We start from the raw sequence: 14,704 nt of genomic DNA, 5'->3' as shown, positions 1-14,704 counted from the left end.
TTGTTATCAGGCCCAGCGCAGTCCCGCTTCTTCAATCAGCGCCTGCAGGTACGGAAGATCATCATGGCTGAGCATATCGATCAGACCTTCACGCAGCCAGCCCATGATCTCGGGGCGACTATCATACCCGAATTTGTGCTGGTACTGCTCCAGTGGCGTCATGCCATTTTTCACTTCATGCAGGTACATACGTACCCCCAGTCCCGCCTGTTTATAGGCGCGAAGATCGTCAACATGGGCGAACTCATATTCAAAACAGACGCAACTGGCATGGGAATGCTGCACGGCGGCCAGTTGATTGTTGTAACGCTCCAGCGTCACGACCTGTAATGCTAAATCTGGGATCAGGGCTTTGACGCGGTTAATTAACACATGATTAAACCCCAGTAACTGAATATGTGACAGCGCTTCTGGCATTGACTGCAATAAGGCAACCAGATGATGCACAAATTCGTCATGTCGGCGACGTTGCTTCACTTCCACGATCAAGCCCATGCCATTCTCTGCCGCCCAACGCAGAATATCCTGCAATAAAGGGATCGGCGTGCCAGCAAATTGCGCATGGTACTTAACACCGAAATCAAATTGCTGTAACTGCGCGAGCGTCATTTGCTCGACAAAACCGGTGCCGTTCGAAACGCGATCAATGCGGTGATCGTGTGTGACCACCAGATGATTATCTGCGGTCAGATGAATATCTAACTCAATGCAATGCGTTCCTGCCTCTTTTGCTCCGATAAACGCGGGCATAGTGTTTTCCGGATAACGGCTGGAGTAGCCGCGGTGACTGTTTGCCAGCACGATGCCTTGTGCGGCCTGATGAAAGTTAAACGCCATGGTTGTTCCTCATGCGATTCCAAAGTTTGAATATTAAATTTACTCTTTAAACTTAATTAGAGAAGAGAAATTTATATCCTGGCAATATTTACGCGTTAATAAATTGATATTAATCGTTTTTATCTTTACCTCTTGTGTTGTTTTTGGTTTTGAGGATCTTTGTCACATAAATTTTATGTTTAGTGTGTAAATTTAATCGACGAGTTTTAACACAGGATTTGTACACTATGTCGACGCTTTCACTGGAACAGGTTACAAAGCAATTTGGCGCATTTTACGCCGCCCGCGAGATCTCCTTTACCGCCGAGGAAGGTGAATTTGTCACCCTGCTTGGCCCGAGCGGATGTGGTAAAACCACGCTACTCAAAATGATTGGCGGGTTTCATCAGCCAGACAGCGGACGCATTCTGATTAACGGGCAATCCGTTAATAATTTGCCGCCGGAAAAGCGCAACACCGCAATGTGTTTTCAGTCGTACGCGTTGTTTCCGCACCTGAATGTGGCGCATAACATCTGTTTTGGTTTGAAGCAAAAACGCTTACCTCTTGCCGAGCAGCAACTGCGGCTGGCAGAGGTTTTGAAGCAGGTTGGCTTGCAGGATCAGCACCTGAAAATGCCGGTGCAGCTTTCTGGCGGGCAGCAGCAACGCGTGGCGCTGGCCAGAGCGATGGTTACGCGCCCGGATGTGGTGCTGTTTGACGAGCCGCTGTCCAATCTGGATGCGAAACTGCGTGAAAGTGTGCGTTTTGAAATCAAAGAGTTACAGCGGCAATATCAACTCACGTCCATTTATGTCACCCATGATCAGGCCGAAGCGTTGACCATGTCCGATAAGATCGTGGTGCTCAATGCGGGCAATGTGGAGCAAATAGGGCCGCCAGAAGAGATTTATTACCGTCCTGCTAACCGTTTCGTCGCCGATTTTATTGGCGCGGCCAATATCGATATCGCCCACATCACGCCTGCGGAACAGCCTGGTTTTTATCGGGTTCGCTGCCAGTTAGGTGAGTTTTACGTACGTTCTCCGCGTCCCCCGCTTGCTGAGCATTGCTATATCTGCTGGCGGCCTGAAGATGCGCGCTTTGTGCCACAGCCACAAACCGGCGATAACCATTTCTTCCTCACGCTGCGCAAAATGGCGTTTATGGGCAACCTGACCGAAGCATGGGGCGATAACGATGACGGTAAATTGTCGGTACGTCTGCAACTGATCAAAAAACCGCAGGCCGAAAGCGGGGCGCGGGTTTGCTTCCGTTTACCCGAGGATGCGATTCACTTCCTCGAGCCGGTAGCGGAGGGGCACGATGAAATGGCGTAATGAGCTGACTGCCTGGCTACTGATGATCAGTGGACTAGGCACTATTGTGTTGCTGATGGGATCGACCTTTTACGTGGTGCTGGTACAAAGCATCGGCTATTTCAATCTTTCCGGCGACAGCCAGTTTTCGCTCGAATACTGGCAAAGCGTATTACAAGATCCGGTGCTGCACAGCGCGCTGTTCTATTCGGTTAAAGTCTCAACATTGGGGGCTTTCGGTGCCGTACTGCTCTCTTACCCGCTGGCGTTATGGCTCCGTCAGCCGCTGGTGGCGAAAGAAGGTATTGTTGCTGTTTTGCGTGCGCCGATGTTTATTCCCGGCCTTGTGGCGGCATTTCTGTTCATCAATATTATTGCCTATCACGGCGTGATCAATGAGCTGTTGCTGGCGCTGGGCGTTATCGATCAACCGTTGCGTATGCAGAACGATGACTTTGGCTGGGGCGTCGTTATCTTACAAATCTGGAAGAATCTGCCGTTCGCGCTGATTCTGGTCGGTGGCTCAGTTAACGCAATCCGTACCGATGTACTGGACGCGGCGAGTAACCTGGGTGCCAGCCGCTGGCGCTGTTTTCGGGACGTTATCTTTCCCCTGACGTTACCCGCAGTGCAGGTGTCCCTGATCCTTATTTTTATCGGTGCGCTGGGCGACTTTGCCTTCTTCTCTGTCGCGGGCCCGCGCAATACCTACTCGCTGGCTCGCCTGATGCAGGCCACGGCCATGGAATACGGGGAATGGAATAACTCTGCGGTTATTGCTGTGATTATCATGCTGACGGCAGCATTGGGTACCTTGCTTATCGCCGTCCTCCTGACACCCCTAGCCACCCGCAAAGGAGAGGTCAAATGAACCGTACGGCGAATGGACGTCTGATCGTCAGGATTTCACTGTTGTTCTTTATTCTGGTCAATCTGGTCTGGCTTGGACTGCCATTTTCAATGGCTATCTTATGGTCGCTGGTTGACCCGCAACACCCGTGGAGCTATCCGGACTTATTCCCGCAAGTGTTGTCGGTTAACCGCTGGATACAGGTGTGGCAGCAAACTTCGCTGTCAGAAGCCCTCTTTAACAGCTACACCATTGCGCCCGCCGTGGCGATGCTGAGTTTACTGTTGTCGCTACCCACCGCTTATGCGTTTGGGCGTATGACTTTTCGTGGCAAAGCCGTTGCGGAAATGCTCACGCTGATCCCACTGGTCATGCCAGGTATGATCATCGGGATCTTCTTCAGCGCCATGCTGATGAATCTGAATATCAGCAACCCGTTTATCAGCATCGTGTTAGGGCACACTGTGCTGACGCTGCCTTACTCGATCCGCATTATGTCCGCAGGGTTTAAAGCGGTGCCGCAGGATTTGATTGATGCCAGTCGCGATCTCGGTGCCAGCCATTGGGGAACGTTCTGCAATGCTTTTTTACCGATGCTCAAGCCCAGTTTCCTGGCCGCGTTGATTTTTTGTCTGGTGCGCAGTTTAGAAGAGTTCAGCATTTCATACGTCCTGGGCGCGCCAGATTTTATTACCGTGCCGACCATTCTTTATTCCTTTCTCGGCTATTCCTTTGTGCGCCCGGATGCGGCGGTAGTCTCAATGATTCTGGTGATCCCGAATGTCGTCCTGATGGTCATTATTGAGAAGCTGCTGAAAGGGAATTATCTGTCACAGTCAACCGGCAAGGCGTGATCCTTGATAAGGGAGTCATTCAACATGAAAACAGGCACGGTTTTATTTCTCAGTGGCATGTTATTGAGCGGGGTAGCGACCGCCACGCCACTGGCACAACAAGATTGGGATCTTGTCGTCGCACAGGCCAAAAAAGAAGGTTCAGTCACCTTCAACGTCTGGTATTTACAACCGCAATGGCGCAGTTTCGTGGCTGATTTTGAGAATCAGTACGGAATTAAAGTGCGTATTCCGGAAGGGTCAATTGATGGCAACATGAATAAACTGCTGGCGGAAGCTCGCCGCGAGAAAGGCAAAATGGACGTGGTGGCCTTGTCGGTGGCGCAGTTACCGATCATCCGTAAAGCAAATGCCCTGGCGCAGGTAGACTGGCTGCCGGGTTACGGGGATGCGGTGCATCAGTTGCAAAGCGTGAATACCGAAGGATATGCGGTTGCCTTTTGGGGCAACCAAACCGGTATGGCCTACGATCCGCAACAGATGGGTAATCAACCTTTGCCGCAATCACTCGATGATTTACAACACTTTATCGATGTGAATCCGAAGAAGTTTGGTTACAACGATCCGAATAACGGCGGGGCTGGCGAAGCCTTTATTCAGCGCGTTGTCACCCTCTCCTCAGGCACATTTGATGCCGATGCTACGCAAGTTGATCCTGCCATTATTAAAAACTGGAAAAAAGGTTGGGAATGGTTTGTCGGTAATAAAGAAAAAATCACCCAGACAGCATCGGGTGCAGATAGCCTGACCCGTCTGAATGATGGCGAATTATTGCTGGTACCCGCCTGGGAAGATCATCTGGCGGGTTTGCAAAAATCCGGGGCGATTACCGGTCGCCTGAAATTTTATATTCCGGCTTTTGGTATGCCGGGCGGGGGCAATATTGCGGCCATTGCCGCAAACAGCGCACATCCGGCTGCGTCGGCGGTGTTCCTGAACTGGTTAACGCAAGTTGAAACCCAGCGGGCGTTGAATGTCGCTTTCGGCGCGGTGCCGATGAACAAACAAGTGAAAACAGACGTGGTGCAGCCAGACATTGCCACGCAGTTTTACGGCAAGGATTACAGCATGCAGCTCAGAAAGGAGTTTGTGCGCCAGGTTTCTATGCAATAAGTCGTGAATGTCTAAAACCGGAAATATTTCTCATTTCCGGTTTTTTTACCTTTTTTCCTCGGTGACACCCTCCGTGCCGGTTCTCATTTATTTCATTACATCCTCATTCATTTATTTTCTTCCGTTTAATATTATCGATAAAATAATGTGAGGGGATGTGATTACCTCAAATGTACCTGCTTGTTTAAAGTGAGTGTATATCGCCAGCTTTGATAAATAAATCTGGTGGAGTTTATTCAATTTTAATCTCAGGTATTATTTCATGAAGAAGCGTAATTCTTTTATTTTACTTCTCGGCACTGTGTTGTGTTTCAGTCAGACCGTCGTACACGCAGCCGATGGCACCATTAATTTCACCGGACAAATTGTTGCGACGACGTGTGATGTGAATGGCGGAAGTACCGCATCCATTAATGTGGATTTAGGCACTGTCGCCGCGACCTCATTTACGGCAGCCGGTGATACCTCTTCGCCGACCGCGTTTACGATTTCACTCACCAACTGCCCGACAACCTTCACAGCTGCTGCGGTTAAATTCGATGGTACCGCCGATGCAGTGGATAACCAGCTACTCGAAGTAACCGGTGGCGCAACCGGCGTAGGCATTGAAATTGCAGATAATCAGGGGACGCCAATCCCGCTTTATACGGCCTCACGCTTTTATCCCATTGATGCGACCGCTGAAGGGGTGGATATGAACTTTATCGCCCGCTATAAAAGTACCGAGGCAACCGTAGGCGAAGGCGCGGCAAACGGGACCTCACAGTTCACCATTAATTATCAATAATAAGAATCAAAAATAATCTCTTTAAACTGGCAAGGATGCCAGAGATTCAGACGCGGATGTCTTTTATTTTTATTGACGGAAATATGAGAGGAATATATGCGGCGTCTTTTTATTATTTTATCAGGGATGTTATTTATTCTTTTTTCTGTGCCCACGGTTTATGCGGGTGTGATTACAGAAGCCACACGGGTGATATATCAGGGCAATAAAAAAGAAGCCTCGCTGACCGTCAGTAATCAGGGAGCACAAGCAGAGCCCTTTCTGATCCAGTCATGGGTAGATAATAACGGACCTGACGGGACGCAAAAATCCTCCGTGTCCGTACCTTTTGTCGTCACTCCCCCTTTATTCCGGCTGAATGCCGGGGAAGATAACAGTCTGCGGATTATCCGCACCGGCGGCCTGCTGCCTGAAGATCGCGAATCCCTGTTCTGGCTAAATATCAAATCTATCCCTCGTCTGCCTGAAAACGCTCCCGCCGGTTTATTGCAAATCGTGGTGAAGACGCGCCTGAAGCTTTTTTACCGGCCGGCCGCGTTGCTCACACCCGCAGGGCAAAGCGCCTGGCGGCAGTTGCGGTTTTCCCGTCAGGGCTCAGTCCTGCGGGTGACCAATCCGACACCTTATTACTTCACCTTTTTCAGGCTGAACCTCGGCAGCAATCATGTGGCGACAGGCAACACAATGGTTCCGCCCTTTGGGGAAGCCCGTTATCCCTGGCCTCAGGAGGCGGTTGCTGGCGAGGTCAGCTGGCAGGTCGTCAATGATTATGGCGGTGCCAGTTCAGTGGAAAAAACCCGGCTGCGCTGAGGCATGTTATGAATAAAAATCATGTCGTTACGCATCTTTCGTCTTTCACTTTGCGGTCATGGCTTCTGGCCGGGATTGTTTTGGGAACCTCTGAAACACGCGCGGATGACCGTTTCAACGTGCAGGCGCTGGAAATAGAACATCCGGGGGCACCGGTGGATTTATCGCAATTTTCCCGGGCAGGCGGGCAGACACCCGGTGTCTACCGTGTGGATGTGCTGGTGAACAATGTGCCGAAAGGGCGACAGGATGTGACGTTTATTGCCCTGCATGACCAGACGCTTTCCCCACTTTTCACCCCGACGCAGTGGCAAAATCTGGGGCTCAGAACCCGCAGCATTCCGGCATTACGGGACTGGTCCCCACAAAAGCCGGTTGAGGATTTCACGCCGCTGATGCCCGGTGTGGTGAGCCAGTTTGACTTTTCGCGTCAGAAGCTGCTGATCACCATCCCTCAGGGATTGCTCGACACGCTGGCAAGGGGCGCGGTCAGCCCGGAGTTATGGGATGAGGGAACGCCAGCCTTGCTGCTTAATTACAACCTCAGTGGTGCCCGTACCTGGCAAAATTCAGGCGGCAGCGATCAAAGCCAGTTTCTGAGCCTGAGAAGCGGTACCAACTGGGGCGGCTGGCGGCTGCGCAACTACAGCACGTGGCGTTACAGCCGCAACATTGACGGGCAATCGCAGCAAGACTGGGACTCGGCATACAGCTTTCTCCAGCGCGATGTGCCGGTGCTTAAAGGGCAATTTATCGCCGGAGAAAGCACCACACCTGCGGATATCTTTGACAGCTTTTCGTTTCGCGGCGTACAGCTCTCCTCGGATGACAACATGTTGCCGGACAGTCTCCGCGGCTTCGCGCCGGTGATCCGCGGCATTGCCAGAAGCAACGCACAGGTGACGATCAGGCAAAACGGCATGGTCATCTACCAGACCTATGTACCGCCCGGCGCTTTCAGCATTAACGATTTATACCCGACTTCAGCCTCCGGAGATCTGGATGTGACGGTCAGGGAAAGTAATGGCGAAGAGCGCCATTTTACCCAGGCATTTTCCGCTATTCCGATCATGCAGCGCGAAGGCCGGTTGAAATACGCCATGACGCTGGGGAAGTACCGTACTTATCAGTCCGAGGGGGACGAGCCTGAATTTCTTCAGGGGTCACTGATTTACGGACTGGGTTATGGCGTAACGCTGTTTGGCGGCAGTCAGCTGGCGCAGAACTATAAAGCGGCGAATGCCGGTGTCGGTACGATGGTCGGGGATTTTGGATCTCTGTCGTTTGATACCACGCTGGCCAACAGCGAGCTGACTGACAGTCAGCGGGAAAAGGGCGTGGCATACCGGCTGCAATATGCCAAAAGCGTTGCTGCTACCGGCTCCACGCTGTCGCTGGCCGGGATCCGCTTTGCCGGGGATTTTTATCATTTCAGTGATGCCAGTAACTGGCGTCAGGACGAAAGCAACGGGACTTATTATGGTCAGCCACGGGAACAGTATCGTCTTAATCTGACCCAGATGATTAACAACGGGCAGTGGGGATCACTTTCTCTTTCCTGGTACCAGCAAAACTACCGACAGTCGCAAATTAACCAGCGCAGTGTTGGGATCAGTTACAACGTCAATATTGCCAGTATCGATTACGCCTTATCGGTATCGGATAACCGGACTTACGGTACTGAGAGTGATAAACAGATCGCGTTTAATGTCAGTATTCCCCTGGCGCGCTGGCTGCCCAACGCCTGGGCCACGGCTAACGTGAACAGCGCGAGCCACGGGCGGACGCTTTATCAGACCGGCATTAACGGCATGCTGCTTGAGGATAACAACCTCTCTTATGCCGTCAGTGAAGGCTATGGCACTCACGGGCAGGGAAACAGCGGCAGTGCCAGTCTGAATTATCTCGGCAGCGCCGCTCAGCTTAGCGGAGGCTACAACTACAATCAGGACACGCATCAGGTCAATTACGGCTGGCAGGGCGCGATTGTGGGCCATCCCTTTGGCGTCACTTTTGCGCAGCCTCTTGCCAGCGATCTCTCCGCCATTGCCATTGTCCGCGCACCGGGAGCGGCGGGAGTGAAATTGCAAAATAACACCGGCGTGTATACCGACTGGCGCGGCTACGCCGTGGTGAACTATCTCAGCCCTTATAAGCGAACCCGCGTGGCGCTGGATACCACATCACTGGATGAGAACGTTGATATTGACGACAACATCCTTTCCGTTGTTCCCACTGCCGGTGCTGTCGTCATGGCCTCTTTTACTACGCGCTCAGGCAGCCGGTTATTACTCAATCTGACCTATCACGGGCAGCCTGTGCCTTTCGGTGCAGAAGCCTTTGTGGCGGGCGATGAGCAGAACCACGCCATTGTCGGAGACAAGGGGCAACTTTATCTCAGCGGCTTGCCGGAGGAGGGCGTAGTCCGGGTGACGTGGCAAGGGGGGCAGTGCGAAGCACCGTTTACATTATCCGGTACACAGAAAGCGGCGGTCTCACAGGCCACCAGCGTATGTCGATGAGGTATTTATGAAAATGATGATACTGCTGGTCTGTCTGGCCCTGTTTTCCGGCAAATTATGGGCGGCCTGCTCTACTTCTCCGGCCATGCCGCAGTCCTGGGATTTAAGTTCGGTTGCGGTGACCGCTTCACTGCCTGTTGGCGCGGATATTCCCGGAAGTCAGCATACTTTCAATGTGAGCGGTACCTGCGGTACCAGCGGCAGTAACGAACTTGCCGGTGACCCGATCATCGCCTGTTACTACGGAACCGGTGCTGAAATAGCCGGTTTCCCAGGCGTTTATTCCACCGGCGTCGAGGGCATCGGTATAGCCCTGACCAACTCCAGCGGGCAACGTGTGGTCGGAGGCGGGATAGGCTGCGATACGCGTAATACCTCGCTGGGTAGCCTGGACAGCAGTCTCAGCTATCAGATAGCGGTGACATTATCGTTAGTCAAAACCGCCAACGATATTTCGGATACGGCACTGCAGCAAAGTCAGACCCGTTTCGGATTGGGGGGGTATGGCAAATCAGGCATCGGAGGCGGGGGCAACAACACGCTTTCCTACACCGGCAATATCAATATCAGAACGGAAAGCTGTGATGTGCTGAATAACACAATAAATGTGCCACTGGGCACGGTGACTCGGGGACAATTTTCCAGTGCATCCCCGGGCGGTGTTTCACCGGATGTCCCTTTCAGCATTGAACTCAATTGTGATGCCGGGGCGAATGTGAATATCCGTATCGACGGCACAGCCGATGATTCGCTGGCCGCTGGCGTAATCAAAATCAGCAGTGGTGCAGAGGGGCAGGCGACCGGGGTGGGGATTCAGATACTCAAAGGCGATACGTCACCCGTGGGCATCGGACAGGAATGGGCAATCACGCCCTCGGCCAGTGAAGGAAGCCTGAGTATTCCCTTTTTTGCCCGCTATTATCTCAACGGACAAACACTCAGCAGCGGAAGTGCGAACGGCACAGCGACGTTTACGATGATCTATTATTGAAAAAGGTCGCCCAGACAGACGACCTCAATTGAGATTTTTTAAAAAACGGTCTGATGTAGACGACGACGTCTTAGTCCGATCACACATTAAGCGCCGTTATTAAGCCGTTATTAAGCCGTTATTTAGTTATTGGTCATCAAAATCATACTGTGGGGCGCTTTGGAATGAGGGATAGGATCTGAGATTTTTATTTTTTAAGCGAGCTTCCAGCTCAGTTCTAATTTTTAAGGGAAAGCTCTCATATTCCCTTTCTAATCTTATATTTCCCGTTGGTAAAAGAGCAAAAATATTATCCTGAAGTGTTTTAATTTGTTGGCTGTAGACGCTGACTTCTGTTAGTGCATCGTAGTAATCGAATGCCCTGATCATATACTGATGATGCTCATTCCCGGTGCATTGATCGATTTGAACTGTGCCAAGGTATACAACGGCAATGTTAACCGTTCGTTTATCAAAACCCTCAATATCAGATGAAGTAATAAATGGCCTGGATTTCATTTCTGATAAGCATTTCTCAAGTTTTGTGTTGAGGTTATTGTAAGCTAAAAGATATTTTTCACGGCTGTATTCGATATCTTCATTTATATGCGCAAGGCAAGGGAATGTCAGCGCGAGGATAAGTACCAGGAGGATATTTCTCATACGGAACGTTCCTTGTTATTTAAAGGTTTTTTCCATGCATTTCCAGAACTCATGTTCTGTACCATTGCATCCCAACATTTTAACTCTCCTTAATATTCATATTAAATATCGATAATTTAATTTATTTCATAGTTTCCGTGAATTAAGTAAGCCTGTAATTAGTAAATAAATTAATGCGCGAAAAAAAATATAGCGAAGTTTTATTTTTTAAGCAATGCCTGTTACCTGTCAGTATTCGTCTGGAAAACGCTTATTGATGGTGATCAGTTTACCGTTCTGAATATCGATATAATCCCCTGTCCGTAAATCCGCCAGAATCTTCATGACGCCGCTGCGCGCTAAATTCGAACGCTCCAGAATAAAGTTTACCACGCTGCTTTTGCTGCGGACTTCTTGTGGTAACCGTTCTATTTCGAGTAACAGACCGCAAATAATGTCATATGCGGTGCGGTTGATCATCAGGTCGGAATGATAGTTGCGGTAATCGGTAAAGCGGGTGGTACAGGCGATAACTTCTCTTACCAGTCCATGTTCGGCAATCAGGTCGATTGTCTTATCGCGCGGCAGCACGCTGATCTTACTATCCTTATTTCCTTTAAAGATAAAAGAGGCGCTGCTGTATTCTGAGGTCATTAACCCCAGCATCGTGGGCGATTCAGCAATGCCATAAAGCAAGTTGTCAGAAGCGCGATAGCCTTTTATCTCGCCTTCCAGCAGCAAAATGATTTGCTGCTTACCGTCTTCGGCGCGCAGGGTGATGGGGATATTGGGGGTGTCTGTAGCCACCGGCGTGGCGTGGGGTAAGCAGACTTCAATCAGACGTGTGATGGCTTCCAAAGGCTTCTGTCCCAGCGGCGAGTTTTTGCCATGGCTTGAGAGATTATTGTTTGTCTTCATAGGCGATCAGTTTCTCTTCAGAGGGGCAGAACTTCGCTTCATGCGACCAGGTTTAACAGCAGCTTGCAGATGAATTATAAACAGTAAATTTTTACTCCACACGCTTGTCTTTGCTGGCTTCACAAGGCAGTAAGCAGATGTCTGAACGCCATATCGGAAAGGATTATTTTGCCCTTAACGATTCAGCAAGAATTTAATGTTGCTTTTTTGTAAACAGATTAACACCCCCCAAAAATCCTGCTATGCTGCTTCGGCGCTAAAGGACACTGTGCTCCGGTTCAGGAAGTGTCGTAAACCGACAAAGAAACAATCATACCCGCAGTGTCCCCGACTCATCAGACAATCCGATATTCCGCTGTCCCTGCAGGATTACTAGCGGTCTGATGAGGGAAGCCAGGCATAATAAATGACAATGAGAGCGAGGAGAATGTCGTGCTAGAAGAATACCGTAAGCACGTAGCCGAGCGTGCTGCAGAGGGCATCGTCCCTAAGCCACTTGATGCTTCACAGATGGCAGCGTTGGTTGAGTCGCTGAAGAATCCGCCACAAGGCGAAGAAGATACTCTGTTAGATCTGCTGATTAATCGTGTTCCACCGGGCGTCGACGAAGCCGCCTACGTTAAAGCCGGATTCCTGGCTGCAGTCGCCAAAGGCGAAACTACCTCTCCGTTGGTCACTCCTGAAAAAGCCGTTGAACTGCTCGGTACCATGCAGGGCGGTTATAACATTCACCCGCTGATCGACGCGCTGGATAGCGAAACGCTGGCGCCTATCGCCGCGAAAGCGCTGTCTCACACCCTGCTGATGTTTGATAACTTCTACGATGTGGAAGAAAAAGCACACGCCGGCAACGAACACGCGAAGAAAATCCTGCAGTCGTGGGCGGATGCCGAATGGTATCTGTCACGTCCGCAACTGGCTGAAAAAATCACTGTCACTGTGTTTAAAGTGACGGGTGAAACCAACACCGATGATTTGTCACCGGCCCCGGATGCCTGGTCCCGTCCAGATATTCCGTTGCACGCGCTGGCGATGCTGAAAAACGAACGCGAAGGTATCCACCCGGATCAACCTGGCAGCGTCGGTCCGATTAAGCAAATCGAAGAACTGAACAAAAAAGGTTTCCCGCTGGCCTACGTAGGTGACGTAGTCGGTACCGGATCCTCACGTAAATCAGCCACCAACTCCGTGCTGTGGTTCATGGGCGATGATATTCCTCATGTCCCGAACAAACGCGGCGGCGGTGTGGTTCTCGGCGGTAAAATCGCGCCAATCTTCTTCAACACCATGGAAGATGCCGGTGCGTTGCCGATCGAAGTGGACGTTTCTGACCTGAACATGGGCGATGTCATCGACATCTACCCGTACAAAGGCGAAGTGCGTAACCACGAAACCAACGAAGTGATTGCGACTTTCGAACTGAAAACCGACGTACTGCTCGACGAAGTGCGCGCCGGTGGCCGTATTCCGCTGATCATTGGCCGTGGTTTAACCACCAAAGCCCGTGAGTCACTGAAACTGCCTCAGAGCGAAGTGTTCCGTATCGCGAAGCCAGTTGCTGCAAGCAACAAAGGTTTCTCGCTGGCGCAGAAAATGGTGGGCCGCGCCTGTGGCGTTGCCGGTGTTCGTCCGAACGAATATTGCGAACCAAAAATGACGTCCGTGGGTTCTCAGGACACCACCGGTCCGATGACCCGTGATGAACTGAAAGACCTGGCGTGTCTGGGCTTCTCCGCCGATTTAGTGATGCAGTCATTCTGTCATACCGCCGCGTATCCTAAGCCGGTTGACGTGACCACGCACCACACGCTGCCTGATTTCATCATGAACCGCGGCGGTGTTTCACTGCGCCCTGGCGATGGCATCATTCACTCATGGCTGAACCGTATGCTGCTGCCGGACACTGTCGGCACCGGCGGTGACTCCCATACCCGTTTCCCGATCGGGATTTCCTTCCCGGCAGGTTCCGGTCTGGTGGCCTTTGCTGCGGCGACCGGCGTGATGCCTCTTGATATGCCGGAATCCGTTCTGGTGCGCTTCAAAGGCAAAATGCAACCGGGCATCACCCTGCGTGATCTGGTGCATGCGATCCCTTACTACGCGATCAAAGAAGGTCATCTGACCGTTGAGAAGAAGGGAAAGAAAAACCTCTTCTCTGGCCGTATTCTGGAAATCGAAGGCTTGCCGGAACTGAAAGTAGAACAGGCATTTGAACTGGCGGATGCGTCCGCAGAACGTTCAGCGGCAGGTTGTACGATCAAACTGGATCAGGCGCCGATCAAAGAATACCTGAGCTCTAACATCGTGCTGCTGAAGTGGATGATCTCTGAAGGTTACGGCGATCGTCGTACCATCGAGCGTCGCATCAAAGGTATGGAAGAGTGGCTGGCGAACCCGAACCTGCTCGAAGCCGATGCCGACGCGGAATACGCGGCGATCATCGAAATCGATCTGGCGGACATCAAAGAGCCAATCCTTTGTGCGCCAAACGATCCGGATGATGCACGTCTGCTGTCTTCCGTGCAGAACAGCAAAATCGACGAAGTGTTTATCGGTTCGTGCATGACCAACATCGGTCACTTCCGTGCGGCAGGTAAACTGCTCGACAGCCATAAAGGCGCGCTGCCAACCCGTTTGTGGGTTGCGCCACCGACCAAAATGGATGCGGCTCAGCTGACGGAAGAGGGCTATTACAGCGTCTTTGGTAAGAGCGGTGCGCGTGTAGAAATTCCAGGCTGTTCACTGTGCATGGGTAACCAGGCGCGTGTGGCCGACGGTTCTACCGTGGTGTCTACTTCTACCCGTAACTTCCCGAACCGTCTGGGTAACGGTGCCAATGTCTATCTGGCTTCCGCAGAACTGGCGGCGATTGCGTCCCTGCTGGGACGCCTGCCAACGCCGGAAGAATACCTCGGCTACATGGCTGAAGTGGACAAGACTGCGGTGGATACTTACCGTTATCTGAACTTCGACAAGCTGAGTGAATATACGGATAAAGCTGACGGCGTGATCTTCCAAACCGCAGTCTAAATCGTTATATTTGCGCCAGTGTTGAAAAGGGAGCTTCGGCTCCCTTTTTTATTGTGATTTTTTCAGAGGACTG

At 51.3% G+C, this 14,704-nt stretch carries 12 protein-coding genes; 9 read left to right on the top strand and 3 right to left on the bottom strand.

Annotation, left to right across the window (positions count from 1 at the left end; translation table 11 throughout):
* Positions 1–6: 6 nt before the first annotated feature.
* On the bottom strand, positions 7–837 hold the full coding sequence (locus tag UC15_RS02275) for a glycerophosphodiester phosphodiesterase family protein (RefSeq protein ID WP_112286920.1): 831 nt from the start codon (positions 835–837) through the stop codon (positions 7–9).
* Between the two features lie 227 nt (positions 838–1,064).
* Here UC15_RS02275 and UC15_RS02270 point away from each other — a divergent pair, with 227 nt between their 5' ends.
* From UC15_RS02270 to UC15_RS02235, 8 genes are all read left to right on the top strand, one after another.
* On the top strand, positions 1,065–2,156 hold the full coding sequence (locus tag UC15_RS02270) for an ABC transporter ATP-binding protein (RefSeq protein WP_112286919.1): 1,092 nt from the start codon (positions 1,065–1,067) through the stop codon (positions 2,154–2,156).
* On the top strand, positions 2,143–3,006 hold the full coding sequence (locus UC15_RS02265; protein ID WP_112286918.1) for an ABC transporter permease: 864 nt from the start codon (positions 2,143–2,145) through the stop codon (positions 3,004–3,006). The genes UC15_RS02270 and UC15_RS02265 overlap by 14 nt, the downstream gene beginning before the upstream one ends.
* Positions 3,003–3,839 (top strand): ABC transporter permease, encoded by an 837-nt coding sequence (locus UC15_RS02260; RefSeq protein ID WP_112286917.1) that lies wholly within the window; start codon positions 3,003–3,005, stop codon positions 3,837–3,839. The genes UC15_RS02265 and UC15_RS02260 overlap by 4 nt, the downstream gene beginning before the upstream one ends.
* Before the next feature lie 57 nt (positions 3,840–3,896).
* On the top strand, positions 3,897–4,952 hold the full coding sequence (locus UC15_RS02255; protein WP_369964167.1) for an extracellular solute-binding protein: 1,056 nt from the start codon (positions 3,897–3,899) through the stop codon (positions 4,950–4,952).
* A gap of 262 nt (positions 4,953–5,214) precedes the next feature.
* Entirely contained in the window at positions 5,215–5,739 is a 525-nt protein-coding gene (locus tag UC15_RS02250; RefSeq protein ID WP_112286915.1) for a fimbrial protein, read from the top strand.
* 168 nt (positions 5,740–5,907) lie between these two features.
* Positions 5,908–6,549, top strand: a complete 642-nt coding sequence (locus UC15_RS02245) for a molecular chaperone (protein ID WP_341798972.1) — start codon at positions 5,908–5,910, stop codon at positions 6,547–6,549.
* A gap of 8 nt (positions 6,550–6,557) precedes the next feature.
* Positions 6,558–9,071: a fimbria/pilus outer membrane usher protein gene (locus UC15_RS02240; RefSeq protein ID WP_112286913.1), complete on the top strand. Its 2,514-nt coding sequence runs from the start codon at positions 6,558–6,560 to the stop codon at positions 9,069–9,071.
* A 7-nt stretch (positions 9,072–9,078) separates the two neighbouring features.
* The gene (locus tag UC15_RS02235; protein WP_232829795.1) at positions 9,079–10,062 is read left to right on the top strand and encodes a fimbrial protein; all 984 of its coding nucleotides are present in this window, start codon (positions 9,079–9,081) and stop codon (positions 10,060–10,062) included.
* Positions 10,063–10,188: 126 nt separating this feature from the next.
* Here UC15_RS02235 and UC15_RS02230 read toward each other — a convergent pair whose 3' ends face one another.
* Together UC15_RS02230 and UC15_RS02225 are read right to left on the bottom strand one after the other, a co-directional pair.
* Complete coding sequence (locus UC15_RS02230; RefSeq protein WP_112286912.1) at positions 10,189–10,704, bottom strand: hypothetical protein; 516 nt, start codon at positions 10,702–10,704, stop codon at positions 10,189–10,191.
* 228 nt (positions 10,705–10,932) lie between these two features.
* On the bottom strand, positions 10,933–11,601 hold the full coding sequence (locus UC15_RS02225) for a helix-turn-helix domain-containing protein (protein WP_112286911.1): 669 nt from the start codon (positions 11,599–11,601) through the stop codon (positions 10,933–10,935).
* A 432-nt stretch (positions 11,602–12,033) separates the two neighbouring features.
* On the opposite strand from UC15_RS02225, the gene acnB reads away from it, so the two are divergent.
* Positions 12,034–14,631, top strand: a complete 2,598-nt coding sequence (gene acnB, locus UC15_RS02220) for a bifunctional aconitate hydratase 2/2-methylisocitrate dehydratase (protein WP_112286910.1) — start codon at positions 12,034–12,036, stop codon at positions 14,629–14,631.
* Positions 14,632–14,704 lie beyond the last annotated feature (73 nt).

This window comes from Rahnella sp. AN3-3W3, from assembly GCF_003263545.1.
Taxonomy (GTDB): domain Bacteria; phylum Pseudomonadota; class Gammaproteobacteria; order Enterobacterales; family Enterobacteriaceae; genus Rahnella; species Rahnella variigena.
Note: the sequence above shows the minus strand (reverse complement) of the source record. Positions and strands in the feature narration are given on the sequence as shown.